Below are 25,174 nucleotides of genomic sequence, written 5' to 3'. Positions count from 1 at the left end.
TGAAGCAAAGAAAGCGATGACCCTGTTCAGGTCATCGCCGAACCATCGCCTCACTCTTGTTTAAAGCGACGCTCCAGTTCTTTCAATTTTGCTTCAAAATCATCTTCATCTTCCTGCGTGTCTTGCTTCTCTTCGGCAGGTTGTTCTTTCTTTTCTTCCTCAGTGAATGGATGCGACTGAGACGTATTTTGACCAAAGATTTGGTCGAGTGCCCCTTTTAACAAGTCTAGGTTTTCGCGCATCGCAAACTCATAACGTTTATTTTGCATCTCATCGAGTTTGAGTTTCATCTCGAGCGCACGACGCTCTAATGTATCTAACTCGCGTTCACCTTCGTCAATCAATCCTTCAAAGTAACGGTACTGTTCCCCGTAATGTTTGGATTCGAGTGCCGCACGTTCTGCCAACTTTTCTTCCCCGGCTTGTTTCGCCAGTTCTGTTTGCTCATATCGTTTATCTGCCATCTTCTTGGCATCATCACGTTTTTCAGCAAGTTCTGCAAGCAATGTACGTTGACGTTCCACGAGTCGTTCAACCGACAACGCTTCCTTCTCCGCTCCACGGATATGACGGTTCAATTCCGCTTCTCCACTTGAACGTGGCATCTCTTTATCCTGATACTTCTTCACTTCTTTCGAAATTTCTTTCGTCAATTCATTCGCTAATTCACGAAACTGATCAAACGGTGTCTTCATGGTGAATCCTCCTTATGAAATCTCAACGACGATTAACAAATTTTTGCCACACTTGATCAAACTGCTGGAAGCTGCTCCGGCCGGCACGCGTTCCGTCTGCATTTAAAATCTCGACATCCGGGTCGCGTTTTTCACTTGTATACATCATATACCCTTTAAACAACAACCACGCGACAATGATTCCGACGAGCGCCCAAATGTTTGAGAGCATCGTCCCAATCCCAATGACGACAAGGATCCCGAAACCAACTTTAGCACCGATGTGTGTCACAGCCTGAAAACGGACTCCAGCCCAAAGCGTCAAGAGCGCTCCTAATCCGAATAAAATCATATTCGGTAAAGAACCGATCAACACGAGCACTAGAGCGATCGCGGCCACGATGAACAACACCTTTTTCACTTGGTGATTCATCTGTCATCCCTCCTTGTTAAGTACACTCTTATCATAATACGTTATTTGACATAGGTCGACGAGCGGAAGGCTTGTTTCACCTCGGTCTTTAGACTGAGATGGTACCGTTTCCAATAACTGTGGTACACTAATGCTATCGAACAACGAAAGGATGATGTTTTATGAGCAACATGATGCATGCACGTAACCAAATGTCAGCAAATCGGAGGGCTGTCGTCCTCCATCACTAAAAGGAGGATTCTTTTTGAATCAACAAACTGAAACGGGACGTGTCACGGCACAGTTCCAACATCTTTATACGGTATCAATCGGAGAAAACGCCTATATGTGCGGGGTTTCCGGAAAATTTCGACATGCCGCGACGAGCGAACGGGATTACCCGGTCATCGGCGATTATGTCACGATTCAAGTTCGCGAGCATGGTCAAGGTACGATTCACCATCTCCTTGAGCGTCGGACCGTTCTTTCACGAGCGGCCGCCGGCAACGAGACACGTGAACAACTGATCTGCGCGAACGTCGACTACGTCTTGATTACGATGGCGTGTGGACACGACTTCAACATTCGTCGCCTAGAACGCTATACGCTAGCCGCTTGGGACACCAGGGCAATCCCAATCATCGTCTTGACAAAGACCGATCAAGTCGACTCCGTCGACACATTGCTCGAAGACATTCAAGTGAACGCACCTGGAATTCAAGTATTCCCCGTCAGTGCTGTGACGGGAGAAGGTGTGGCTGAACTTCGTCACGCATTGCCGAGTGAGAGCACGATCGCCTTCGTCGGTTCGTCCGGCGTCGGAAAATCTACGCTGACGAACGCCCTCGCCCACGAGACACTTGCCGTCACACAAGCCGTCCGGGCGCAGGACGAGCGCGGAAAACATACGACGACACACCGCGAACTGTTCCGAATCGACGACTTATACGTCATCGACACACCAGGGATGCGAGAATTCGGACTATGGGAAGGAAGCGAGCACCTCGATGAGACGTTTCGCGATATCGAAGCACTTGCCGAGACATGCCGCTTCCGCGACTGCTCACATCAGAAAGAACCGGGCTGTGCCGTCCAAGAGGCACTCACGAGCGGTACGCTAGATGCGAAACGCTATGCGAGCTACGTCAAACTTGAGCGAGAGCTTCTCTATATGGAGAAGAAACAGGCAGAACATGCCCGCGTCCTAGAAAAGAAGAAAAAGCGAGTGTAACGTAAAGCAAGCGCAGACCACATCGGCCTGCGCTTGCTTTTTTATACGGTTCCCTGCAAAATCCCTTCTGCCCATTCGACTTCATCGGATGTCGGGGGCTTCGTGCCTTTAAGCGGATAATCGAGTCCGAGCGCCTCCCATTTGTAGACGCCCATCTCATGATAAGGCAAAATCTCGACTTTCTCGACATGGTCTAGCTTTTGAATGAACGCGGCCGTGCGACGAAGCGCACCTTCTTCGAGCGTCCATCCAGGTACAAGGACGTGGCGAATCCACATTTTCGTTCCGCGCTCGGAAAGGTGTTCGGCAAGCGCGAGCGTGTTGGCATTGCTACGTCCCGTTAGCTTTTTACACATGTCGTCGTCGATATGCTTGATATCGAGCAAGACAAGATCGGTGTGATCTAAAATCGCATCCAAATTAGGAGGTCGGAGCGCACCAGACGTATCAAGTGTCGTATGAAGCCCATGCTTTTTCGCTTCACGCAGCAGCGCCTCTAAAAATTCAGGTTGCGCGAGTGGGTCGCCACCAGAAATCGTGATGCCGCCTTTCGATGCGTCCATGAACGGACGGTAGCTGAGCGCCTCTTGAATGACGTCTTCAGCCGAGCGGTGATTATTCTTTTTGAAATCCCACGTATCTGCATTATGGCAATAGAGGCAACGTAACGCACAACCTTGTAAAAAGACGATAAAGCGAATACCAGGGCCGTCAACTGTTCCAAATGATTCGACCGAATGTACATATCCCATTGTCATCGAAATGACCTCCTAACGAATGAGCGGCTCTCCGTAGAAGGCCGCTAAGCCTTTATTTACAACGAACCGTGGAACGTACGGTTGATGACGTCGATCTGTTGCTCACGTGTCAACTTGATGAAGTTGACCGCATATCCTGATACACGGATTGTGAGTTGTGGATATTCTTCTGGATGTTCCATTGCGTCGAGAAGCGTCTCGCGGTTGAAGACGTTAACGTTCAAGTGATGTCCTTTGTGCTCTCCGCTCATGTACCCATCGAGAAGCGCCGCCAAGTTGAGTTCGCGTGCGATTTCTTCTTTTCCGAGTGCTTTCGGTACGATTGAGAACGTGTAAGAGATTCCGTCTTGTGCGTGTTCAAATGGAAGTTTCGCAACAGATGAGAGCGATGCAGCCGCACCTTTTGTATCCCGTCCATGCATTGGGTTGGCACCTGGAGCGAATGGTTCACCCGCACGACGACCGTCTGGCGTATTTCCTGTTTTCTTACCGTAGACGACGTTCGATGTGATCGTGAGGACCGATTGCGTATGAAGTGCGTCACGATATGTTTTATGTTTCCGTACTTTCTCCATGAATGATTCGACGAGTTCGACGGCGATTGCATCGACACGGTCATCATTGTTTCCGAATTTCGGGAAGTCCCCTTCTGTTTCGAAGTCGACGATGATTCCTTCTTCATTACGGATCGGTTTGACGTTTGCGTATTTGATTGCTGAAAGACTATCCGCCGTTACCGAGAGACCCGCGATCCCACAAGCCATCGTCCGTAAGATTTCAGGATCGTGAAGCGCCATTTCGATTCGTTCATACGCATATTTATCGTGCATGAAGTGGATGACGTTGAGCGTATTCACGTATAGCTCTGCCAACCAGTCGAGCGTCCGGTCAAAGTCGGCATATACTTTTTCGTACGTAAGCACGTCTTCTGTGTTCATTTCCCAAACTGGAGCGATTTGAGCACCGCTCTTCTCGTCACGACCGCCGTTCATGCTATAAAGGAGAGCCTTCGCCATGTTGGCACGCGCACCGAAGAACTGCATTTGTTTCCCGATCTTCATCGGTGACACACAACATGCGATGCCGTAGTCATCACCGAATTGTGGCATCATCAAGTCATCGTTCTCATATTGAATAGCCGAAGTTTCAATCGACATTTTCGCACAGTATTGTTTGAATCCTTCTGGAAGTTTCGTCGACCAAAGGACCGTCAAGTTTGGTTCTGGAGCTGGTCCGAGGTTCGTGAGTGAATGCAAGAACCGGAATGAACTCTTCGTGACGTTCGAGCGACCGTCTTGACTCATCCCACCGATTGATTCTGTCACCCAAGTCGGGTCACCTGAGAATAATTCATTGTAGTCCGGTGTCCGTAAGAATTTGACGATTCGAAGTTTCATGATGAAGTGGTCAACGATTTCTTGGACGTCTGATTCTGTTAAGCGACCCGTTTCAAGGTCACGTTCAGCGTACACGTCAAGGAAGGTCGAGACGCGACCGAGTGACATCGCGGCACCGTTTTGTTCTTTGATGGCAGCAAGATACGCCAAGTATACCCATTGATATGCTTCTTGCGTATTTTCCGCAGGACGACCGAGGTCAAATCCATATGCAGCTCCGAGTTGTTTAAGTTCTTGGAGGGCACGAAGTTGTTCATTCAGTTCTTCCCGATCGCGGATGTCAGACTCAGATAAGAACCCGCCGCGTTTCGCTAAATCCTTTTTGCGTTCTGCCATCAAGAAGTCAATTCCATAGAGAGCGACGCGACGATAGTCACCGATGATGCGTCCACGACCGTAAGCATCTGGAAGCCCCGTGATGATCCCTGATTTACGAGCGGCCCGCATTTCAGGCGTATAGGCATCGAAGACACCTTGGTTATGTGTTTTACGAATCTCTGAGTAAATTTTTGTGATTTCTTCGTCTGGCTCGAAACCATATGATTCGAGTGCCGCATCGACCATACGGATGCCGCCATTCGGGTGAATCGAACGTTTGAACGGTTCATCCGTCTGAACGCCAACGACTTTCTCTAACTCTTTGTTTAAGTAACCTGGTCCATGCGATACGATGGTCGATGGTGTGTGTTGATCGACGTCCCAGACGCCTCCACGTTCACGCTCTTCTTTTGTTAGTTCCATCACACGATTCCAAAGAACGTTTGTCGCTTCGGTCGGACCTGCTAAAAACGCATCGTCTCCTGTGTACTCATGACGGTTCAAACGGATAAACTCACTGACATTTACTTCATTCGTCCACTGACCGGGGACAAAACCTGACCATGCGGATTTGATTTCGGTTGCCATGTTGATTCACTCCTCATTCTCGAAAGTAACTGCGTGTTATCTATACTGTGAGTGTACGTGAAAACGTGAACAATATGTTTTACATTCTTGTGAAACTTGTAACAATCTTATGAACGTGATGAAATAGCCGTTTTTGAAAGCGTTTTACAAACTGTTATATCTGCTAGTTTATATAGTTTGAAACAGATGATCCCTAATTAGATAAGGTTTACCTATCATCTGTACTAATTTGATTGTTCTGTGACGAACTATACAGTTTTTAAGGTGATTAATCTCACATCACTCGGTTAGAACTTGAATTTTTGTGTCGTATCAGACACAATGAAGGCAGAACATTGTATAAGAGGAAGGGGTTCTACTCATGACGTATGAACCATTAACAGCAAATCACGCCTTTCAGGTTGGCGATCGCATCTCATTAAAGGTCGATGAGGCCGGCGAAAAGCGTGACGGATTTATCACAGAATTTGAAGACGGAGGGTTTTGGATCCGCTTCGACGATGACATCGAGAACGAAGATTTTATTGATTATCGCGACCAGCTACTCGCCGCACTTTTGTCGCGTCCAATCCATGTCATTACGACACATCCGGAACTGAAACCGTTCGAGAACATGACGGCCGAGTTACAGTATCGCGTTTATCAAGGATTCACGATTGAGAAAGTTGAATTGACAGCAGAAGGTGCAGACGCCCACATCCAACTCATCGAAGACGGTCAGACGTATACACAGACGTTACGTTCTTCCATGGAAGATGGTCAGGAGCATGTTCGCTATATTTGACGAGGGAGCGCTGTCGCTTCCTTTGTTTTTGCCTAAAGATAAGGAGACCGAATATGAATTTTACAAAACCTTTTATTAACGAAACGTGGGAACGGATGGGCTTCAATGAGCCGATGCCGGTCCAAAAAGAAGCGTTTCCTCTACTATTAGATGGAAAAGACGTGACAATCGAGGCACCAACCGGAACGGGTAAGACACTCGCCTACCTCCTTCCAGCCATTGAAAAGATCGACCCATCGAACGACCGCATCCAAGTCGTTGTCGTCGCCCCGACCCGTGAACTTGTCATGCAGATTCAACAAGTCGCACAACGTTTCACCGAAAAAGGCGACGTCCGCATCGGTTCGTTCATCGGTGGCGTCGAATTGAAACGTCAAATCGACCGAATCAAGAAGAAGCCACATTTGATCGTTGGGACGCCAGGTCGTCTCGTCGAGTTGATCGACAAGAAAAAACTGAAGCTCCACGAGACACATACCGTCATTTTAGATGAGGCCGACCAAATCATCGATAGCGGTTTGACAGAGGCCGCAGAACGAATCATCAAGCATACCGCGCACGAGCGTCAGCTTGCACTCGTCTCGGCAACACTCACCGACTCACTCCAAGAGTGGGCGTCACCATTCATGAACGAACCGGCTCATATCAAAATCGAACGTGCCGTCAGCGATCAAGTGACGTACGGCTATCTGTTGACGACGCGCCGGTATAAACCGGAACTTCTTCGTCGTCTTTCACACGTCGACGATTTGAAGGCACTCGCCTTCATCAACAACCGCTCGTTTTTGCCACCGCTTCGCGGAGAACTTGAAAAGTTGAAAGTAAACTACCGGATGCTCGACAGCTTGAAAGGGAAGCGCGAACGCGTCGAGACGCTCCGCGAATTCCGTAAAGGCGAATACCCGCTCCTTATCACGACTGGTCTTGCTGCACGCGGTCTCGATATTGAAGATGTGACACACGTCGTCCATTTCGACTTACCGGAGTCCATTGATGACTTCATCCACCGTTCTGGCCGTACCGCTCGTGGTAACGCGGGAGGGACTGTCCTTTCACTCGTGACGACGGATGACCTGCCGCACTTGAAATCGTTCGCGCGTCAACTCGGTGTCGAGTTGAAAGAGCTCGAAATCTATCGCGGTGACGTGATTGAGAAACGGATTGAGGAGAAGCCTCCTGTCGTCAAACGTCCTGCGAACAAGCGAGGACCGCGCCGATGAAAAAAGACCGGAAAGTAATTCCCTTCCCTTTGCTCGTCGAAGAGTCCGAATTGCTTACCGAACTGAAAAAGTTGTATGAGCAAGCGGCTCTCGCGCGAAGCACACAATGGACGAACTATATTCAAGAGATCGCATCGGAAGGGACATGGCACTTAAAAGATGCCGAACTCTTCCGTGACCTCTTCATCGATTGGGCCGTCTTCTTTGAGACGGATGAGGACGGGATGACACCCCATGGTCGCTACTTGGCAGACCATAAGAGCGACATGTCCCCTGCCCTATATCACGCACTCCGTGGATTAGCCGTTCCGCGTTGTAGCATCTTTGAAGTGACGGAGGACGGTCAGTTGAAAGACTGGGAGTCCAAAGAGACATACGCTGTTCAGTTACCAGAAGAACGTGAGACCGGCGACCTCGTCCTCGGGAAGTTACTCGATATCCGAGGTAGTTGGCGTTTCGGTTCTGCGTTTCTCGCCTTACCTGCGAAGATGTCTGGGAATGTCGCCGATCTGTATATCGACTTTACAGATGAAGTCGGTCCCGGTGCCTTTTTGGAGCAGTTCCCGGAATTCTGCGCGGAACTGATTGATTTGTTGCTGGATTTAGAAGAAGGCGTCATCATACCGAAACCATCAAAATAAGCAAAGGGCCGCGGCCCTTTGCTTATTTTTGTCTGACATCTACGTCAATCTGTTTGAGCATGTCACGCGCTTCTTCGTTTTCAGGCGTGATCGCCGCACTCGAGATTTGTTTCCCATCCTCGTATACATCGATGACGACACCGTCTTTCGCTTGGCGCGTTTGGTACAGGCGACCATTTTCATAGAAGGCGTGATCCACTGAATCGAGAACTTTACGAGTCATCTGCTTCCCGGTGTTCAAGTCGATGACGACTTCCTCGCCATCCTCATTTAAGGCGAACAGGTGGTGACCCGACACTGTATGATCCCAAAAGTCCTGACCTTCAGCCAATTGAACAACTTTACCCGTTTTTGTATCGTAAGCGAAGAGTCCTGGGTTCGGATCCTCAACATTGATTTCCTCTTCTCCTTCTCGGATCACTTCGTACGAGCTGACACCGACAGAGATGTAACGAGTTTCTGTCACTTGAGAGGATACATCGGTAGCGTAAAAACGATTCGTATTGATGACATGGGTGATAAATCCTTTGTCCATATTCACTTCTTTGACGGTCACCTCATTCATCGCTTGATCAAACGTGGCGAGCATCGTTTTTTCTTCACCGTCATATCCATCTCGATAGATTAAGTTTAACTGGCCATCATTCAGAAATACGCCTGACCATACCCCGTTCACGATGTCGTATATTTTTGAATCACTGGCATCGAACGAAGACGTCGATAACTTTTCTCCATCTTCTTGTGTAAATACGATGAGCTCTTTCATCCCATTCTGACCGACCCCGATGTATCCATCCTCTGTTCGAATCGATTCCGCATACGTCATTCCGTTCATTTGTCGATGAATCGAACGTTCTCCCTCATTCAAACGTTCACGATATCGCAGTCCCTCAGCAATATAATTCAAGTTTGACGTGATACGACTCTCATCCGTCGTCACTTCAAACCACTGTGCAACATCGTCCTCTGTGCCATACGTGACCTCTACCACCGCGTCTTCCCACACAGATGGATTCGAACTGATGTCTAACGCCCATTCTGCTTTCGGTTCTGTCGCATCAACGGCAAACGTCCCAAGCCCAATCACGATGACCGCACCGAGCGCGGCCATATTCCACATTCGTTTCATCTTCTCACCTCACACATTCAATTTCGTCTGTAAAAATCTTCGACTTAGCCAAATCGTCACACTTGTCCATACGACCAATACCACACTGACATACACAATCGTCTCATCATAAATCAGTCGATTCGACAAGAACGCGTAACCTAAAACTGGAATAGTAAAGATGACAACTAGAATTGACAAGCTAAGTACCGGTGACCAGATCGTCCGTTGCCAGAAACTCCGTTCAATCAACACAAATGTGAAAACAAATAGTACGACGATGACAATAAATAATTGATGGATGACAAAGTTGACAACTGAAGCAGGATACATCATTCCCAATATTCTATTGAAAGATAGAGCTTGTTCAAATGATCCATTCATCGGTATCATCTTTCCATCACACCAACTCGTGAACGCTATGTATTGTAACTTGAGAGCAATCCATTCGATGGCAAACAGTCCCAACGTCATCATTAAGATTGTGGCGAGTTTGGCGAAAAACAAGGTCATCCGCTTTTGTGGCATTGTGAGTAGTCGCAACATAAACGTCCCACGTCCTTGAAAATCGCGATACCAAATCCATGCACTGTATAATAACACCACTGCGACCGCAATGCCGAGCGACAGGAGATAAGGTGTATCTCCAAGGTAGTCTGAAAATGACAATTGATAGTCCGCATTTCCTTCACGTTGCAACTGTTCATAAAAGTTTGTTTCGTCCCATAAAAAGTAACCGAGATATCCAAACTGTATAACGATAAGACCTGCGACTAATGTCAAGAACGGTTTCGTGACACGTTCAACTTCCCAACTCAATAGTTTCAATAGATTCATGCCCCGTACTCCTCTCTCATCACATCGACGATCGACTTCCCGTGAATGAAACGGACATCCTCGACGTCAAACTCACGAACGATGCGTCCGTTATTCAACATGACTACCTTGTCGATCAAGTACTCGATATCCTCTATTTCATGTGTCGTAATGAGGACGCCCCGGCTCTCCATGATTTCACTTGAGAACAGTTCAACAATCTGTTCTTTCGAAAAGACATCGATTCCTGAGAACGGCTCATCGAGCAATAGATAATCAGGGTCTTGGGCAATGCCGAGCGCAAGATTCGCTTTGGCGAGCGTCCCTTTCGATAACTCGCTCAACTTATCTTCCGGGAATAATTTAAAATCTTCGACGAGACGAGCAAATAATGTCGAATCAAATGTTGGATAAAAATCTTTCATAAACGCTTCACATTGCTCAATCGTGAAATGAATCGGGAACATCGCATGGTCGGCGACAAAGGCGACACGATTCAAATCAATTGGTTTTCCATCAATCAATACCGAACCTTTATCAAAAGGTGTCAATCCCATGATGCCTTTCAATAACGTTGATTTCCCCGTCCCGTTCAGCCCAATCAGGCACGTGATTTCCCCTTTATTCGCTGTGAACGAAACGTCTTCAATGACTTGTTTCCGGCGATAGCGCTTTTTAACTCCCAACACTTCGATCATCGTACGTCCCCTCCTTGTACTGACGTTTAATCTTATCGACCAGCTCGTCTACCGAGACGTCGAGTTCTTGAATCGCTTCCACAAATACCGCGACCGCGTCATCTACAATCTCAGAGCGGATTTGTGCCAATACCGTACCATCTGTCGTTACACGACTCGGTCGATTTCGTTCGGTCGTAATCAATTGTTGGTCCTCCATTTCTTTGAACGCTTTTTGAACGGTGTTCGGATTAATTTTTAAATCGTTCGCTAGTTCTCGCCGGGATGGCATTTCATCCCCGGCTTTCAGTTTACCGAGTGCCATCTTCTTCTTGAAGTAGTCGACGACTTGTAGGTAAACTGGTGTCCTCGTATTGAATTGCATGTTCATCACCTTTCTAAGTGTATGACATGGTTAATACACTTTCTAACTGTATTATTAGCGTAATACACTAAGACGTCAATCATTTTTTTCAAATTTTCTCCAAACAAAAAACATCTGACACGTACGTCAGATGTTGAAACGTTCAGTCAGAGCACGATGTCTGCTCCTCTTTTCGGGTCGACGTGCTGAAGATACAAATCTTCCCCGGGCCAATACCTACGCTTGTATTTTTCAAGCCGTGCTGTTGGATCACCGAGGTATGTATCCCGGTTCAGTACTCGCTCGTACCGAACTTTTCGGGGACAGTCGAGATAAATCACATAGTCGAAATAAGAACGCCATTCCGGACGTTGTAGAAAAATCCCTTCTACGACAACTGTATGTGCGAATGATATGTTCACAATCTCTTCTGCGATGACATCTCGTTTATACACGTAACGAGGTAACGTCAATACCGTTATCCCATTCCTCAATGGACGAAACAGTTCACGTTCTAAGCGTGACACGTCCCATTGAAGTGCGTAATACTCAGTCGATTCAAGCTGTCCGGTCTGATAGCGTCTGTCACGTTCGACGATATAGTCATCGATGTGAAGAACGTAAATGCTAGGGTCATTGTTCAAATATGAAACGAGCGTCGTCTTGCCCGCTCCGCTCAGTCCATCAATCGCCACGACAAACGGTCGATTCTCTGAGTGCATCGAACGCGCCGCACGGATGACGTCTACTATGTTCATATCGTTCCTCCTCACACAAAAGAAGTCAGCTCACGAATGAGCTGACTTCAGTTTACCAGAGTACCCAACCACGCGCTCCTGGAGGCGCACTCTCAATCAAGTGCCAGATTGGAACGGTGTATGCAAATGCGATCAAGACGAACGTCACGGTAATCCATAGCTTCCAATTCTCGAAGTAACGCGGTGTATCCATCGCCGCCTCTTCTGTCTCGGCGAGCGGGAATTCTTCTTCGCCTTTTGGAGCGAGGAATGACAAGTTGAACATCGAGTAGACGAAGATGAGAACGGAGATGAACAAAATCGTTCCCCCGATTGCCATCATGACATGATATGGGATCCACTCACGCGTCAACGCATCCGAGAAATAAGTTGCCGGACCCGTTCGACGTGGGTTCCCGTTCAATCCTGAGATATGCATCGCATAGGACATGATCGCCATACCGAACGCCCATGTTCCTGTTTGAATCAATCCAAGCTTGTTCATCGCCTTCGTCAACGTGCGACCACGAAGGACTGGGACGAGCCAGTACGCTGTTCCAAAGAACGTCAAGGCGACGGCAGTTCCGACTGTGATGTGGAAGTGTCCTGTGACCCAAAGCGTATTGTGGACCATCGCGTTCAATTGGTGAGACGCGTTGATGATTCCACCTGCACCAGCCGGGATGAAGAACAACATCCCAACGAAAGGAGCAAGGAAGCGAACGTCGCCATACGGCATTTTCTTCACCCATCCGAACAGCCCTTTCGCGCCGAGCGCACGTCCACGAAGTTCGAACGTCGCAAAGAGCGAGAATGCAGTCATGAATGAAGGGATGACGACCAAGAACGTCAAGATGACTTGAACGAACTTCCAGAACGGTTCAATCCCTGGCTCTGTCAACTGATGGTGGAAACCGACCGGGAATGAGAAGAGTAAGAACAGCAAGAACGCCATCCGCGCCAACGCATCCGAGAAGATTTTCCCACCGATCACTTTCGGTACGACCGTATACCACACGATATATGCCGGCATCAGCCAGAAATAAACGAGCGGGTGACCGAAGTACCAGAACAATGTACGAGATAACTCGATTCCGACTGTATCCGTCCATCCTAACGAGAGCGGAAGGAGCTGGAATAAAATCGTGGCTGCGACACCAAGTGTCGCAATGTCCCAAAGAAGCATCGTCATGATACTCATATAAGCCGGAAGTGGTGGATGAACACCAGGGTTGTCACGCTTGTAATCCGCATACATGCGGAACATCGCGAAAGACGACAACCATGTCCCGACTACGAATAACACGAGCCCGACATAGAAGATCGGATCTGCCATGAGCGGCGCATAAAACGTATATAAGACCGTCCCTTTATTGGCCAAAATCATGACGGTTACCATGACAGCACCGATGATGATCGTCCAAAAACCGAGCCACGCGACACGCGTCGGGAATGATTCAAAGCGACCGAACGATTTCGCGAGTAACGCATATAAAAGACCGATAATGAACATCGTCGTAAAGACGAGTCCAAGCATGATTCCGTGTGCAGTCAGAAGTTGATAGTATCCAAAGATTTCAGGAATGACACCCGTCCGAATCAATGTCTGAGTCAATCCAGCTAGCGCTCCAATCAAGATGGCGAGAACGGATACGAGAACATGTCCGTAGGCAAGACGTGCCTCTTTTGCTCCGATACTCGGAACCGGTACGCCGCGTTCCATCTCCCATTGCTTCAGTTTAGATGATACGTCATTCATTTATTCCACCACCTTGATTTTAGTCGACATCATGTGATGCCCTGTACCGCAATATTCGTTACACAAGATTAAAAATTCGCCAGCTTCCTCGAATGTGTACGTCAACGAGTTGATATGTCCCGGGACGATCATCATGTTGACCGGCGTACCCGTCAACTGAAATCCGTGGACGACGTCAGGTGATGTCACGAGGAACGTCACTTTTGCCCCTTTTGGAATTTCAACATTCCCTGGTGTGAACGTAAACGCTTGTGCGATCATGACGAGCTCGTATTCATTTTCACCAATTTGATGAAGTCCTGGTTTGTCGAACGGAGCCGTCTGATTTACTTTTGCCGGGTCAATCAAGTCTGCATCCGATGCGGGTTGATTACCTGCCGCGAATGCGGATACCCCGAGAACAGTCAGGAAGACTGCGAGTAGAATGATGCCGAATGTAAGCCAATATTTTTCTAGTTTATGAATATGCATGATGAGACCCCCCTCCCTGAATTCTTATCGAGTGACGAATAAGTAAAAGACTGATGACCACATGGCGATGATGACACCCGCCACGATCATGACCGATGTGAACGTTCCTTTTAAATTCGGTTCTTGTCCATCTTTATGTTCCACGTGTAAGACCCCTTTCGCTTGTTTTTCCACCTTTATTGTATGCAATCGCTCTGGTGATAATATGTGATATTTATCACTCAAAAAGTGACAATCACATCAATTTTGCGTAGTTTCAACACATAAAGTTCACATTTGTACAAAACCAATCCACAAAAAAACCGCCTCCACATGGGGCGGTTTACAAACGACATATTCCTGCCGGGCAGCCTTCGCAATGGCATAACTCTTTTAAAAAGTCAACATCGCGAATGATGATTGATTTCGTTGTTGTGCTGATGACACCTTCTTTTCGCCACTGACTGATCAATCGGTTCACCGTCTCACGCGGTGCTCCAATCAGTTGTCCGAGTTCTCCGTCAGACGGATGACGAGGAATCACGATTGCATCTTCTTCCTCCACTCCATGCATCGCGGCCATTCGAAGTAACGTCGAAGCCAATGCACCAGGTTTTCCATACAACAATAAGTCGCGCACTTTCATTTCGGAATGCTTACGCATCATCGATGTCCAGCGCAAGATTTCTCCGGCAAAACGGATATCGCGCTGCATGAGCGATTCTAACTCTCGTTTTGAAATCGTCCCGATGGTACTCTCTTCAGTCGTTTCGATGCTATACGAACTAGGGAATGTCTCCACGATGTCAAACTCACCAAAGAAATCATCCGATCCATACATGAACATGACGAGTGGATTTCCCTTTTTCGTGATTTTCGTGAATTTGACAGATCCACTCTTCAAATAAAAGAACTTATCACACTTCTCACCTTCCCAACACACGATACTCGCTTTTGGATGATGCTGAAGCGTCATCATTTCGAGTAACAGCTGTTTCGTTTCGTCTGAGAATACAAAACTGTTCGGTTGGGTCGTTCCACATTGCATTGACATAGGTCGGTGCTCCCTCCACGTTTCATTCGTCCGTTCCATTTATGACTTTATTATACAGGAGTGTGACAGGGAGTATCATAAAAGTATGTGACATTTCAAACAATCTTTTGAAAATAAAAAATTCGGGTATGACCCCGAATCTTTACATCGATTCATCGTTGAATCAGTCGAATCAATTGTTCAGCCGGTTTGAAGTTCGGATACCGGACTGGTAAATCAAATTTGGTCGTATTTTTTAAAATAGACTTCGCGTGGCTGAATGTCTCAAAACTCGTTCGCCCATGATAGGCCCCCATTCCGCTCTCGCCCACTCCACCAAACGGTAGATTTGGGTTCGTCAAATGCATGATGACATCGTTCACACACCCGCCACCGAAGGAAAGGTGCTTCATGACAGTTCTTTCCACGTCCTTTGACTCTGTAAAGAGATAGAGCGCCAATGGGTGTGGTCGGTCTGAGATGAACTCGATCACTTCATCCAATTGACGATATGGAATGACTGGTAAAATCGGACCGAAAATCTCATCTTTCATCACATCAGCATCTTCATGAAGATTCGTCATGACGGTCGGCGCAATTTTAAGCTCATCCCGGTTCATCTCTCCACCGAACACAAGGTCACCTTCTGTCAAATAGTGAGCCAAACGGTCGAAGTGTGATTCATTGACGATGCGCGTGTATCGTTTCGTGCCGACACCATTCCCAAACATCGCAAACGCCTCTTGTTTAATCGCTTCTAAAAATGCTTCTTGTTGCGATTCGTGGACGAGCACATAGTCTGGTGCGACACATGTTTGACCGGCGTTCATCCATTTACCCCAGGCGACACGTTTTGCCGCAATGGAGACGTTCGCATCTCCGTGAACGATGACTGGTGATTTCCCACCTAGTTCGAGCGTGACTGGCGTCAGATGCTTCGCTGCCGCCTGATTGACGATTCGCCCGACTTGCGTCGATCCCGTGAAGAAGATGTAATCCCATTTTTGTGCCAACAGCTCTTGCGCTGTATCTTTATCCCCTTCGACACTTGCCACATATCGATCGGTGAAGGCACGCTCGAGCACCTGCGTCAGGACACGCGCAACATTCGGCGTCAATTCTGAAGGTTTGACAACGGCTGTATTCCCTGCGGCAATCGCACCAATGAGTGGAGCAACAGCCAATTGGAATGGATAATTCCATGGAGCGATGATCAACACCGTGCCGTACGGCTCATATTGAATCTCACTCTTCATCCCAAGATGAATCGCCGTCCCACGGACACGCTTCGGACGCATCCACCGCTTCAATTCACGCGTCGTTCGTGAAATCTCATCGTAAATAAATCCGATTTCTGTCGTATACGCATCCAATTCAGATTTGTTCAAATCTTCGCGAAGCGCCTCTAGCAAATCCGCTTCATAATGCTTAATGGACTCCTTTAAAAACGTCAGCATGCTCAAACGAAATGCCATCGATTTTGTCGCCTGTGTTTTAAAGAAGCGGCGCTGTTTCTGGACTAGCTCGTCAATCGTCAACTGTTCAATCGGTGCCAGCATGAACTTTCCTCCTTATGATTCATCACATTTATCTCATTTTATCATCGTGTGAAACGTGAATCTAAAAAAACGCTTTCATCAACCTACTATAATACAAAGCGTTTAAATGTTTAAACACTTAATCATAGAGTAAGCGATTGCTTCCCTCGCGTCAAAACATTCGTACTCTTCTTCGCGCGCTGATCAGAAAGAGCAGGCTTGCGCTCCCTAAAATCAAGCCGGTCAGTGTGAACTGCTGGACGATCGAGAGTGGAAGAACACTTAAGAATGATGACCCCGCTACCGTTCCGAGAGAGAAAAAGGCATAGAACGCCCCGTATGCTTTCCCTCGATTTTGTGGAGAGGTCGATTGGATCAACAACGTATTAATGGCCGGGAATAAAATGGCAAACCCGACACCATATAAGGCAAGTACCCCATACAGGCTAGTTTGTACACCCGATTGTCCAATTAACACCTGGCTTATCCCGATGATAGCCACCCCAAGTGCGGTCAACTTTGTCGGAGAGAATCGATCAAACAATCGGTTCGTCGGCAATAAAAAGAACAGGACGGCTACCACGCCGAACATACTGAGCAATGTCCCGCTCAATCGTGAATCATATCCAAGTTCCTGCACATGGAGCGGCAGTAAAAAGGCGAGCGCCCCTTGAGAAAACATGAGGAAAAAAGCGCCCCAATAGGCACGAAGCACTTTCGGATCCGGTTTTTCCCGTGTCCTCTCTTTTTCTATTATTGTCTCGACCGTTTGACTTCCTCGCATTGTCACAATCGTCACGATGAGAATCACCCAACCGAATAAAGAGACGAATAAAAAGACAGTTGGTGGCGATGTGATGCTTGCGACGATACCGCTGAATGCTGGACCGATAATGGCAGCTAACCCGACGAAACTACCGGTAATGGCGACTTTCTTACCTTGACGGTTCATCGCGGTGACGTTCGCCGACAGCGTAAATGCAGCTGGGACGATGAGTCCGGCCATAAAGCCATGAATACACCGTACAAACAGCAACATAAATGCTGAGTCGACGAACTGATAAGCCAATAAACTGAAGCTCGTCAGAAACAAGCCGAGAACCAAAACCGGATATGGACCATTTCTGTCAGTCCATATACCAGATAACATATTTCCAAACGTGTTCGTCAACGAATAGATTGCAATGGAAAAGCCAGCGATAAACGAGGAGGCCCCAACGGATACCGCAAATGTGCTCATGATCGGAAGTTGGGCGAATAAATCAAAAAAGGCAAAGAATACGATTGCATATAATATAAAACGTGATGGAGTTTTCATCGGACAATTCCTCTTTCCCGTGATCTTATTCTTAGTCTAGCTGGAGCTCCAACCGTTTCATAGGGATGAATAGGTTTAGACACAAAAAATCCCTACAGCCAAAGGCTATAGGGAAAATCGCTTAGTTTGTTACTTCGACGGCTGTGTCGAGAGCGACACGAATCATTTCATCAAACGTCGATTGACGCTCTTCTGAAGTCGTCTCTTCACCCGTCAACAAGTGGTCAGAGATCGTGAGGATCGTCAACGCGTTCACTTTATGTTTCGCTGCAAGCGTGTAAAGACCTGCTGCTTCCATCTCGATCGCGAGGCAACCGAAGTCCGCCCATTTCTTGAAGTGATGGAAATCATCTTGATAGAATTGGTCAGCCGTGAAGATTTGTCCGACTTTGACCGGGATACCCGCTTTTTCTGCATTCATATACGCACGATGTAGGAGGTCGAACGTCGCTGTTGGCGCATAGTCCATTCCGTTGAAACGGACACGGTTTTGTCCCATTTCACTTGATGCGCTCATCGCGATAACAACGTCACGTACCTTAACATCTTCTTGAATTCCGCCCGCTGTTCCGACACGGATCAAGTTTTTAGCACCGTACGACATGATGAGTTCATTCACGTAAATCGACATCGATGGGACACCCATCCCTGTACCTTGCACTGAGATGCGTTTTCCTTTGTATGTTCCCGTGAAGCCGTACATGCCACGAACTTCGTTATATAATTCGACGTCTTCTAAAAACGTTTCCGCGATATACTTGGCGCGAAGCGGATCCCCTGGAAGTAATACCGTTTCTGCAATTTGTCCTTCTTGAGCTCCAATGTGTACACTCATGTTTGAATTCCTCCTTTAAGCTTGTCGTTGAACTTGTTCCCGAAATTCGTTCGGAGTAACACCGACTTGTTTTTTAAAGACCTTTCGGAAATATTTGTCGTCCGAAAAGCCGACTGCTTGGGCGACTTCATAGATACGCTGTCTACTCGTTTCTAACAGGCGCTTTGCTTCGTTCATCCGAATTGTCAACACGTACTCAGATAGATTCACGCCATATTGTTGTTTAAATCGTCGTGAGATATACTCCCGACTTAAGTAAAACCGTTCACTCATTCCTTGCAAACTCAGCTCTTCCGCAAAGTGCTGTTCAATGTACTTACCAATTTGGGCAATCGGATCTTCACTCGACTCCGTCATCACGCCCGCTAACGCCCGTGACAACGTATCGTTTAGTACATCCGGGTCGATCGGCTTCAACAGATAATCAAAGCTCCCGTACTGGATGGCCCGGCGCATGTACGAATATTCATCGTAACCTGTCAACACAACGAGCTTAGAGGATGAAGCGTGGTCGTGTACCCACTCCATCAGCTCGATTCCATCACAATGTGGCATTTGAATATCCGATAGAATTAAAGCCGGTCGCTCCTGCTCGATGAGCGCCTTTGCCTCAAGTCCGTTCTTCGCCTCGAGTACGGCCTTCACACCGAACCGCTCCCATTCGCCGAGTAATTTCACCGCTTCCCTTACTGGAGATTCATCATCTACAATCAACACTTTCGTCATGATGCCACCCCTTCATCCGTTGCCGGGAAACGCATCATGATTCGAAAACCGCCTGTTTCAGGTGTAGCCAACATAAATTCTGCCTCCCGATTATAGTTTAACATGAGTCGATCACGAATGTTTCGTAATCCTGTACCCTCTGTGTCATAAAATGTCGAGTCCCCTTGTTCAATACGTGACATGACCCGTTCCCATTCTTCCGTCGTCAAGGAACGTCCGCTGTTCTCACAGCGAATCACGAGTGTCGCCCCTTCCATCCAGACCATCACGTCAAATCGATTCGCTAAAGCCGAGCCGTCTCGCTCGAACCCATGTTTGAAAAAGTTCTCTGCGAGCGGCTGTAAAATCATCTTTGGAACAATCAGTTCATGGAGGTCCTCAGGGACTGAGACGCTCACTTGAAACTGATTTGGAAAACGAACGTCTTGCAGGCGAATGTATGAGTTCAAATGCTCGATTTCTCTCTTTAGCGTGACCATCGACTCTTCTGGATGCATCGTATATCGCATCATCGAAGAGAGTTGTGTGATCAATCGATAGACGGTTTTGCCATCTCCCTTTAAAGCCAGTGTGCCGATCGACTGTAACGCATTGAATAAGAAGTGCGGATTAGTTTGCGCCTGTAAGGCACGTAGTTCATTCGTTCGGTTCTCTAAGGCAAGCTTATACTCCCGTTGAATCAGATCGTCGATTCGCTCAATCATCCGCTTGAACTGTCTCCCGAGTACGCCGAACTCATCATTTCCGAGGGAATCGAACGAGACCGTCATATCGCCTTGCTCAATTCGCCAAATGTTCGAGGTCAACGTCTTAATCGGAGTCGTCAGTTTCATCGAGGCGTACGTGGCGCCAATCAATGCCAGAATGAGTGAGATGATTCCGACTAACAAAATAATGAACGATGTTCGTGAAGCCGGTTCCGTCAAGAGCTGATCTGGAATCGACTTCCCGACATAGAATTGCTGATGGTCGAACTCAAATGTTTTCGTGATTTGATGATGATTTCCATCGGTCGAGAGCGATCTCGGTTGAAACGACGAAGGAATCTCGCCATCTCCAAGATGGGCGAACACACGATTGTCCTCACCAACGAACCATAGACTTTCCTCCGGACTATTTTGAAGAGAAGCCAACTGTCCGATGAACAGATCTTCCGGGATATCGAGCGACAGAATCGCGAGCGGTTCGTCCGTTTCAATTTTATCGAGTCTGAAATGGAGGGTGACGACATCTTCTTGTGTCATGATTGGTCCGAAATCATGATACGGAATGAGCGGATGTGACGCTTCAAGCAAGACACGACTTTTCGGATTATTCAACAACTGTCGTTGGACAGCGCTCGGTTCTTTTTTGGAACGCGGTGATACTTTCATTTTATACGCTGCGAATGAATCCATGTCTTCAAGCATCAACAGCTGAATTTGCGCCACGTCTTCCCGGGACAAATACATTGCGAGGAGCGCTCGTCGCACTTCAATCTCCGTTTCTCTTAACGACAGTCCCGGTCCGTATTCCAGTATGTCCAATACGTCACGATCTGCGTATAGGCTAGTCGGCAAGCGACTCAAGTCAGAGATATAGCGTTCCATCTGACGCGTCCCCCGTTCAAGCGACCATTCCGTCATTTCTAGACCGCGTTCACGTTCTCGATCCTCCACATACCAAAATGAAATGATTGTCGCGATAATGACTGGCACGATGATGGTTAATGCAATCATTCCCGTTAACTTTGTCCGAATGCTATTCACCGCTATCCCCCCTACCTCATGAGTATATCATGCACTATGCAAACGTTTGCAAAAATCCTAAAAAAGAATCCTCGTTTCTTTCGAAACAAGGATTACGTGATGATTAATACGATTCCATTAAATCAATGAGTTGTGGACCGTGTCCCATTTCTCGCGCCACATCAATCGGTGTCATACCTTCTTCGTTCTCAATGGTCACGTCTGCACCGTGATCAAGTAAGAGACGGACCGTCTCAGGATCGACGTCATCATTATAGAACAAGTTATGGAGCGGTGTTTCCCCATATTCGTCTTGGATGTTCACATCCGTCACGTTTGCCAGTTCCGCTTCAATTTCTTCATAACTCGCATTCATGAACGTCAATTCTTGAATCGGTTCTCCTAATTCCATTTCCCAATCCTCTTCGAAATCCTCGCTCATGGCCGATGCGACAAAATCAGATAAATCATCGTTCATGACGAGTAAGGCGATGATGGCTCCGTTTCCGATGACAGTCAATAGAATCATCGAAATGATAGAGGCTTTCACATATCCCGCTGTTTTAAAGACCGGTACGTTTTCTTCGCCCGCATGTGTCGCAATCGCCGCGATGCGTTTCGGTAACGTCGGATGCGTCGACAACAGTTCACTATATTTCGCGATGAATCCGTTCTCTCGGCTCGCTTCATACAGATAGTCAAACTCATTCACTTCTTTCGCGAGCGGTCCCCCGATCGCAAGTACGGTCAACGCTTGTTTCGCCGCTCCAAAATCTTGAAGATAATGCGCTGCCATCCGGTCACACGTATATTCACAAGCACGCGAATAAGCTGATCCTAAAAACGGAATGATGCTACCAAGTAAGACAACCCATTGTTTTTGAACGTGGTTCCGACGAATATGTGCCAATTCATGTGCGATGACAAACTCAACTTCTTTCGTCTGTCCAGTACGTGTCAATTCCACGACATCAGAATATAAGATGACCATATTCTTTTGGAAGAATCGCGTGGCGAAAGCATTTAACACACCACCGGCCTGTAAGATATACACATCTGGCAACAAACGAATCCCCATCTCAGCCCCGACGCGTTGAACCAGCTCATGAAGCTCTGTGAACTGACGAGGCGTCACCTTGACACCGTTCGTCCGAATATACCCGATTTGAATCCAGTGCGTAAACATTGAGAGTGCTACGATCGTCCCGATGATCCACAAGAAAAGACCGAACGATGCAATCGTCAGTACGATTCCTAAAATCAAGACGAGTACGCTTGCTGCGACTAATAATGAGAAGTATAAATTTTCTCGTTTATGTACCAAGTTTGAATGATTCATCTAAATTCCCCTTCTTTTTCCAAAATACATGTTTAATTATACCGTTCCTTCCAGAAGAAACAACGAAAAAAAATAGAAACTGACGGATTCGTCAGTTTCTAGCGGATGGTCACTTGATAGAGTTTGTCGTCTTGCGATTGCGGATTGCCTCGTCCGTCCGTATTGTTCGAAATAAAATACAACGTATCGTCGTTCAACCACACATCCCGAATGCGTCCGACCCCTTCGACAATTGTCGTGACTTGCTTCGTTTCACGATCGATGGCAACGAGCCGCTCGTTCCGTAGTGTCGCCATGTATACGTACCGTTCATCGGTCGCAATACCAGACGGTGCCCAAGACGTCTCACCGACTTCAAACCATGGCGTGACCAGACCCTCTCGTTCCTCATTTGCCTCAATGAGTGGCCATCCATAGTTGTTTCCTTCTTCAATCACGTTGACCTCGTCATGTCCACTCGCCCCATGCTCACTCGCATAAAGCGTATCATCCATCCGACTGAGTCCTTGAGGGTTCCGATGACCTAGCGAGTAAATCCAGTCGGTCGGTCCCCCTTCACCCGATAATGGAATTCGTAAAATCTTCCCTGCCAAAGAGGATTCGTCTTGTGCAAGTTCCGGCACGAGTGCATCGCCCGTTGTCACCCAAAGATACGCTCCATCGACTAATAGACGTCCACCGTTATGGAAACGTGCCCCTGGTATCTCGTCAATCAAGACACCAGTTTCCTCGAAACGTTCTCCATCCCACGTCAACTCTACCACCCGGTTCTTGACGTCTCTTCCCGATGAACCGTACGTATGATATGCGTAAAGGATGCCACTCGATTCAAAATCGTCGCTCAGCGCGATGCCGAGGAATCCTCCTTCACCAATCTCAAATACGTCTTCGTCCAAGTTCACGTCAGATTGCGTCGCGCTACCGGAATCATCGATTACCGTGATGGTCCCACCACGTTCCGATACGAACCATTTATCCGCACTTCGAGCGAGTGACCACGGGATCTCTAGATTCTCAGCGACGGCGGTCACTTCCCCGATGTTCAGTTCCGTCTCTTTAGTGGTATTCGATTCTTCAGATGTTGCCGACTCATCACGAGTCGATTCTTCAGCAGGTGGTGGCTCCGTACCTTCGTTCGTCGGTTCTGGCGTACATCCCATAAGAAACAATAGTGTCACAATCCCAATTTGACGTTTCATGTCGGTTCGCCTCCCTTTCCTTCATCATACCCCTGTTTTACGAACGCTGTGAAGGTTCCGGTGGGCGGGCCGGCAAACGAGTTGCGATGATGAATGCAATCACGGCCGCAATCATCGCCCCGATGAAGATCCCATTCAACCCGGTCGCGATGATTTGTTCACCTTGCAGACGGACAGACGCGCTTAACGTCTCCGTCACACTTTGATTGAAGAAGTCTTCCAAAGACACTTGGGATAAGGAGCTGCTTTCTTTAAAATCATTGAGTACGACAAAGTTAAAGACGGCTCCAAAGACTGCTACACCGAGCGTTTGACCGACCGTACTTAAGAAGGAGTTGGTCGCAGTCGCCGTTCCTCGTTGCTGATAGGAAACGACGGTTTGTAAGACGACGATAAACATCGGCTGTGACAATCCGAATCCTACCCCAATCAAAGCCACCGCACCATATACCCAGAAATCCGAGCTTGATTGAGATAAGAGTGTCAACGTGAGGGTTCCGATGACGAGTAACCCCATACCAACCAACGCGCGACGTCTCGGGGATGCCACACCGAGCGTCCGTCCTCCGATAATCGATGTGAATGTCCATGCAACAGACAACGGCATCAACATGAATCCAGCCTCGGTTGCTGTTTTTCCTAATACTGCTTGCGCCCAAATTGGGATGTAAGCTGACATTGAAACGAGCACCCAAGCTGCAAAAAAGACAGAGCCGTTGATGGCCGCAATCGTTGGTTGCTTGAGCAAATCAAACGGCAATAAAGGAGAGGTTGCTCTTCTTTCCGATAGGAAGAATCCCCCTAACAAAACAAGACTAATTACGCCACTCCCGACGATGGTCGTCGTCCATTCATTCGTTTCACTGAACGTGATCAAGGCGTATAAAAACGCGGTCGTTCCTCCAGCGAACAAGAGAGCACCTTTCAAATCAATCCGCTCGCTCGTTTCAGCGACGGTTTCTTTATAAAAGACGATAATCATGATGAACGAGAGTAACGCAAATGGCACGTTTAATAAGAATACGTAACGCCAAGACAACGTTTCGACCAAAAATCCACCGATGACGGGCCAAGCACACCCGATACACCCCAGACCGCACTTAGAATTCCTTGAATTTTCCCACGCTCTTCGTATTTATATAAATCTCCAATAATCGTCATCGAAATCGGAAGCACGGCTCCGGCCCCGAGACCTTGCAGCGCCCGAAAGACAATGAGTTGTTCCATCGATGTCGCTAACCCACATAACAATGAAGACACGGTGAACAACCCGATTCCAAACAACAGGACGCGCTTTCGCCCGAATAAGTCTGCCACTTTTCCATAAATCGGTGTCGAAACCGCTGTAAAAAGTAAGAAAGCGGCAAATACCCAGCTGACGAGCGTCGCTCCGTTCAACTCACTGGCAATGACCGGTGTCGCAACCGATACGACCGTCCCTTCAATCGCTGCTAAAAAGGTTGCCAGTAATAGGGCAACCGTCACATTTTTTCTCATTCATTCCATCTCCCCAAAAAAATAGTGG

24 protein-coding genes and 1 pseudogene are annotated in these 25,174 nt (G+C 47.6%); 4 read left to right on the top strand and 21 right to left on the bottom strand.

The features are described from left to right. Positions 1-50 precede the first annotated feature (50 nt). Positions 51-695, bottom strand: coding sequence for a PspA/IM30 family protein (locus tag KNO65_RS13300; protein ID WP_074037735.1), 645 nt, complete (start codon positions 693-695; stop codon positions 51-53). Positions 696-717: 22 nt separating this feature from the next. Then, entirely contained in the window at positions 718-1,107 is a 390-nt protein-coding gene (locus tag KNO65_RS13295; protein WP_214784794.1) for a lmo0954 family membrane protein, read from the bottom strand. Positions 1,108-1,351: 244 nt separating this feature from the next. On the opposite strand from KNO65_RS13295, the gene rsgA reads away from it, so the two are divergent. Further along, positions 1,352-2,317, top strand: a complete 966-nt coding sequence (gene rsgA, locus KNO65_RS13290) for a ribosome small subunit-dependent GTPase A (RefSeq protein ID WP_214784792.1) — start codon at positions 1,352-1,354, stop codon at positions 2,315-2,317. Between the two features lie 41 nt (positions 2,318-2,358). Here the strand turns inward: rsgA and pflA are convergent, their stop codons facing one another. Both pflA and pflB read right to left on the bottom strand, forming a co-directional pair. After that, positions 2,359-3,075, bottom strand: a complete 717-nt coding sequence (pflA, locus tag KNO65_RS13285) for a pyruvate formate-lyase-activating protein (RefSeq protein WP_074037738.1) — start codon at positions 3,073-3,075, stop codon at positions 2,359-2,361. A 56-nt stretch (positions 3,076-3,131) separates the two neighbouring features. After that, positions 3,132-5,378: a formate C-acetyltransferase gene (gene pflB / locus KNO65_RS13280; RefSeq protein WP_214691484.1), complete on the bottom strand. Its 2,247-nt coding sequence runs from the start codon at positions 5,376-5,378 to the stop codon at positions 3,132-3,134. A 361-nt stretch (positions 5,379-5,739) separates the two neighbouring features. On the opposite strand from pflB, the gene KNO65_RS13275 reads away from it, so the two are divergent. The 3 genes from KNO65_RS13275 to KNO65_RS13265 are packed head-to-tail and all read left to right on the top strand — an operon-like array spanning position 5,740 to position 8,023. After that, positions 5,740-6,162 (top strand): hypothetical protein, encoded by a 423-nt coding sequence (locus KNO65_RS13275; protein ID WP_015880830.1) that lies wholly within the window; start codon positions 5,740-5,742, stop codon positions 6,160-6,162. A gap of 53 nt (positions 6,163-6,215) precedes the next feature. Next, entirely contained in the window at positions 6,216-7,382 is a 1,167-nt protein-coding gene (locus tag KNO65_RS13270; RefSeq protein WP_214784790.1) for a DEAD/DEAH box helicase, read from the top strand. Further along, a complete protein-coding gene (locus tag KNO65_RS13265) occupies positions 7,379-8,023 on the top strand; it encodes a hypothetical protein (RefSeq protein ID WP_214784788.1) in 645 nt (214 codons plus the stop codon). Before KNO65_RS13270 ends, KNO65_RS13265 begins: the two co-directional genes overlap by 4 nt. A gap of 22 nt (positions 8,024-8,045) precedes the next feature. On the opposite strand, the gene KNO65_RS13260 is transcribed toward KNO65_RS13265, so the two are convergent. From KNO65_RS13260 to KNO65_RS13180, 17 genes and pseudogenes are all read right to left on the bottom strand, one after another. Then, complete coding sequence (locus tag KNO65_RS13260; protein WP_214784786.1) at positions 8,046-9,152, bottom strand: hypothetical protein; 1,107 nt, start codon at positions 9,150-9,152, stop codon at positions 8,046-8,048. Positions 9,153-9,161: 9 nt separating this feature from the next. Further along, a complete protein-coding gene (locus KNO65_RS13255) occupies positions 9,162-9,968 on the bottom strand; it encodes a hypothetical protein (RefSeq protein WP_214784783.1) in 807 nt (268 codons plus the stop codon). Continuing rightward, a complete protein-coding gene (locus KNO65_RS13250) occupies positions 9,965-10,645 on the bottom strand; it encodes an ATP-binding cassette domain-containing protein (protein WP_214784781.1) in 681 nt (226 codons plus the stop codon). The genes KNO65_RS13255 and KNO65_RS13250 overlap by 4 nt, the downstream gene beginning before the upstream one ends. Beyond that, positions 10,623-11,015, bottom strand: a complete 393-nt coding sequence (locus KNO65_RS13245) for a GntR family transcriptional regulator (RefSeq protein WP_074037745.1) — start codon at positions 11,013-11,015, stop codon at positions 10,623-10,625. The genes KNO65_RS13250 and KNO65_RS13245 overlap by 23 nt, the downstream gene beginning before the upstream one ends. Positions 11,016-11,155: 140 nt before the next feature. After that, positions 11,156-11,746, bottom strand: a complete 591-nt coding sequence (locus tag KNO65_RS13240; RefSeq protein ID WP_214784779.1) for a kinase — start codon at positions 11,744-11,746, stop codon at positions 11,156-11,158. Positions 11,747-11,798: 52 nt separating this feature from the next. Further along, positions 11,799-13,484: a b(o/a)3-type cytochrome-c oxidase subunit 1 gene (locus KNO65_RS13235; protein WP_251131729.1), complete on the bottom strand. Its 1,686-nt coding sequence runs from the start codon at positions 13,482-13,484 to the stop codon at positions 11,799-11,801. Continuing rightward, positions 13,485-13,955, bottom strand: a complete 471-nt coding sequence (locus KNO65_RS13230) for a cytochrome c oxidase subunit II (RefSeq protein ID WP_015880821.1) — start codon at positions 13,953-13,955, stop codon at positions 13,485-13,487. A gap of 24 nt (positions 13,956-13,979) precedes the next feature. Next, positions 13,980-14,099 (bottom strand): cytochrome c oxidase subunit 2A, encoded by a 120-nt coding sequence (locus KNO65_RS13225; protein WP_224863290.1) that lies wholly within the window; start codon positions 14,097-14,099, stop codon positions 13,980-13,982. Positions 14,100-14,277: 178 nt separating this feature from the next. Further along, a complete protein-coding gene (locus tag KNO65_RS13220; protein WP_015880820.1) occupies positions 14,278-14,988 on the bottom strand; it encodes a Crp/Fnr family transcriptional regulator in 711 nt (236 codons plus the stop codon). Positions 14,989-15,140: 152 nt separating this feature from the next. After that, positions 15,141-16,526: an aldehyde dehydrogenase gene (locus tag KNO65_RS13215; RefSeq protein WP_074037749.1), complete on the bottom strand. Its 1,386-nt coding sequence runs from the start codon at positions 16,524-16,526 to the stop codon at positions 15,141-15,143. Between the two features lie 151 nt (positions 16,527-16,677). Next, positions 16,678-17,823: an MFS transporter gene (locus KNO65_RS13210; RefSeq protein WP_214784777.1), complete on the bottom strand. Its 1,146-nt coding sequence runs from the start codon at positions 17,821-17,823 to the stop codon at positions 16,678-16,680. Positions 17,824-17,944: 121 nt separating this feature from the next. After that, entirely contained in the window at positions 17,945-18,658 is a 714-nt protein-coding gene (deoD, locus tag KNO65_RS13205; protein ID WP_015880817.1) for a purine-nucleoside phosphorylase, read from the bottom strand. Positions 18,659-18,673: 15 nt separating this feature from the next. Next, positions 18,674-19,384, bottom strand: a complete 711-nt coding sequence (locus KNO65_RS13200) for a response regulator transcription factor (RefSeq protein WP_214784775.1) — start codon at positions 19,382-19,384, stop codon at positions 18,674-18,676. Then, positions 19,381-21,132 (bottom strand): sensor histidine kinase, encoded by a 1,752-nt coding sequence (locus KNO65_RS13195; protein WP_084543115.1) that lies wholly within the window; start codon positions 21,130-21,132, stop codon positions 19,381-19,383. Before KNO65_RS13195 ends, KNO65_RS13200 begins: the two co-directional genes overlap by 4 nt. Positions 21,133-21,235: 103 nt before the next feature. Then, entirely contained in the window at positions 21,236-22,450 is a 1,215-nt protein-coding gene (locus KNO65_RS13190) for a M48 family metallopeptidase (RefSeq protein WP_214731599.1), read from the bottom strand. A 98-nt stretch (positions 22,451-22,548) separates the two neighbouring features. Beyond that, positions 22,549-23,649, bottom strand: a complete 1,101-nt coding sequence (locus tag KNO65_RS13185) for a PQQ-dependent sugar dehydrogenase (RefSeq protein WP_214784773.1) — start codon at positions 23,647-23,649, stop codon at positions 22,549-22,551. 37 nt (positions 23,650-23,686) lie between these two features. After that, positions 23,687-25,146 (bottom strand): annotated as a pseudogene (locus tag KNO65_RS13180) (MDR family MFS transporter). Positions 25,147-25,174 lie beyond the last annotated feature (28 nt).

The organism is Exiguobacterium sp. S3 (assembly GCF_018617295.1).
Taxonomy (GTDB): domain Bacteria; phylum Bacillota; class Bacilli; order Exiguobacteriales; family Exiguobacteriaceae; genus Exiguobacterium; species Exiguobacterium profundum.
Note: the sequence above shows the minus strand (reverse complement) of the source record. Positions and strands in the feature narration are given on the sequence as shown.

What these genes read in the sequence shown, in the direction of transcription:
- KNO65_RS13220 (WP_015880820.1), bottom strand. Translation starts at nt 14,988, where the DNA reads ATGTCAATGCAATGTGGAACGACCCAACCGAACAGTTTTGTATTCTCA.
- KNO65_RS13230 (WP_015880821.1), bottom strand. Translation starts at nt 13,955, where the DNA reads ATGCATATTCATAAACTAGAAAAATATTGGCTTACATTCGGCATCATT.
- KNO65_RS13265 (WP_214784788.1), top strand. Translation starts at nt 7,379, where the DNA reads ATGAAAAAAGACCGGAAAGTAATTCCCTTCCCTTTGCTCGTCGAAGAG.
- KNO65_RS13215 (WP_074037749.1), bottom strand. Translation starts at nt 16,526, where the DNA reads ATGCTGGCACCGATTGAACAGTTGACGATTGACGAGCTAGTCCAGAAA.
- KNO65_RS13300 (WP_074037735.1), bottom strand. Translation starts at nt 695, where the DNA reads ATGAAGACACCGTTTGATCAGTTTCGTGAATTAGCGAATGAATTGACG.
- KNO65_RS13185 (WP_214784773.1), bottom strand. Translation starts at nt 23,649, where the DNA reads ATGAAACGTCAAATTGGGATTGTGACACTATTGTTTCTTATGGGATGT.
- KNO65_RS13275 (WP_015880830.1), top strand. Translation starts at nt 5,740, where the DNA reads ATGACGTATGAACCATTAACAGCAAATCACGCCTTTCAGGTTGGCGAT.
- deoD (WP_015880817.1), bottom strand. Translation starts at nt 18,658, where the DNA reads ATGAGTGTACACATTGGAGCTCAAGAAGGACAAATTGCAGAAACGGTA.
- KNO65_RS13190 (WP_214731599.1), bottom strand. Translation starts at nt 22,450, where the DNA reads ATGAATCATTCAAACTTGGTACATAAACGAGAAAATTTATACTTCTCA.
- KNO65_RS13295 (WP_214784794.1), bottom strand. Translation starts at nt 1,107, where the DNA reads ATGAATCACCAAGTGAAAAAGGTGTTGTTCATCGTGGCCGCGATCGCT.
- pflB (WP_214691484.1), bottom strand. Translation starts at nt 5,378, where the DNA reads ATGGCAACCGAAATCAAATCCGCATGGTCAGGTTTTGTCCCCGGTCAG.
- KNO65_RS13255 (WP_214784783.1), bottom strand. Translation starts at nt 9,968, where the DNA reads ATGAATCTATTGAAACTATTGAGTTGGGAAGTTGAACGTGTCACGAAA.
- KNO65_RS13270 (WP_214784790.1), top strand. Translation starts at nt 6,216, where the DNA reads ATGAATTTTACAAAACCTTTTATTAACGAAACGTGGGAACGGATGGGC.
- KNO65_RS13200 (WP_214784775.1), bottom strand. Translation starts at nt 19,384, where the DNA reads ATGACGAAAGTGTTGATTGTAGATGATGAATCTCCAGTAAGGGAAGCG.
- KNO65_RS13260 (WP_214784786.1), bottom strand. Translation starts at nt 9,152, where the DNA reads ATGAAACGAATGTGGAATATGGCCGCGCTCGGTGCGGTCATCGTGATT.
- KNO65_RS13245 (WP_074037745.1), bottom strand. Translation starts at nt 11,015, where the DNA reads ATGAACATGCAATTCAATACGAGGACACCAGTTTACCTACAAGTCGTC.
- KNO65_RS13250 (WP_214784781.1), bottom strand. Translation starts at nt 10,645, where the DNA reads ATGATCGAAGTGTTGGGAGTTAAAAAGCGCTATCGCCGGAAACAAGTC.
- pflA (WP_074037738.1), bottom strand. Translation starts at nt 3,075, where the DNA reads ATGACAATGGGATATGTACATTCGGTCGAATCATTTGGAACAGTTGAC.
- KNO65_RS13240 (WP_214784779.1), bottom strand. Translation starts at nt 11,746, where the DNA reads ATGAACATAGTAGACGTCATCCGTGCGGCGCGTTCGATGCACTCAGAG.
- KNO65_RS13210 (WP_214784777.1), bottom strand. Translation starts at nt 17,823, where the DNA reads ATGAAAACTCCATCACGTTTTATATTATATGCAATCGTATTCTTTGCC.
- KNO65_RS13235 (WP_251131729.1), bottom strand. Translation starts at nt 13,484, where the DNA reads ATGAATGACGTATCATCTAAACTGAAGCAATGGGAGATGGAACGCGGC.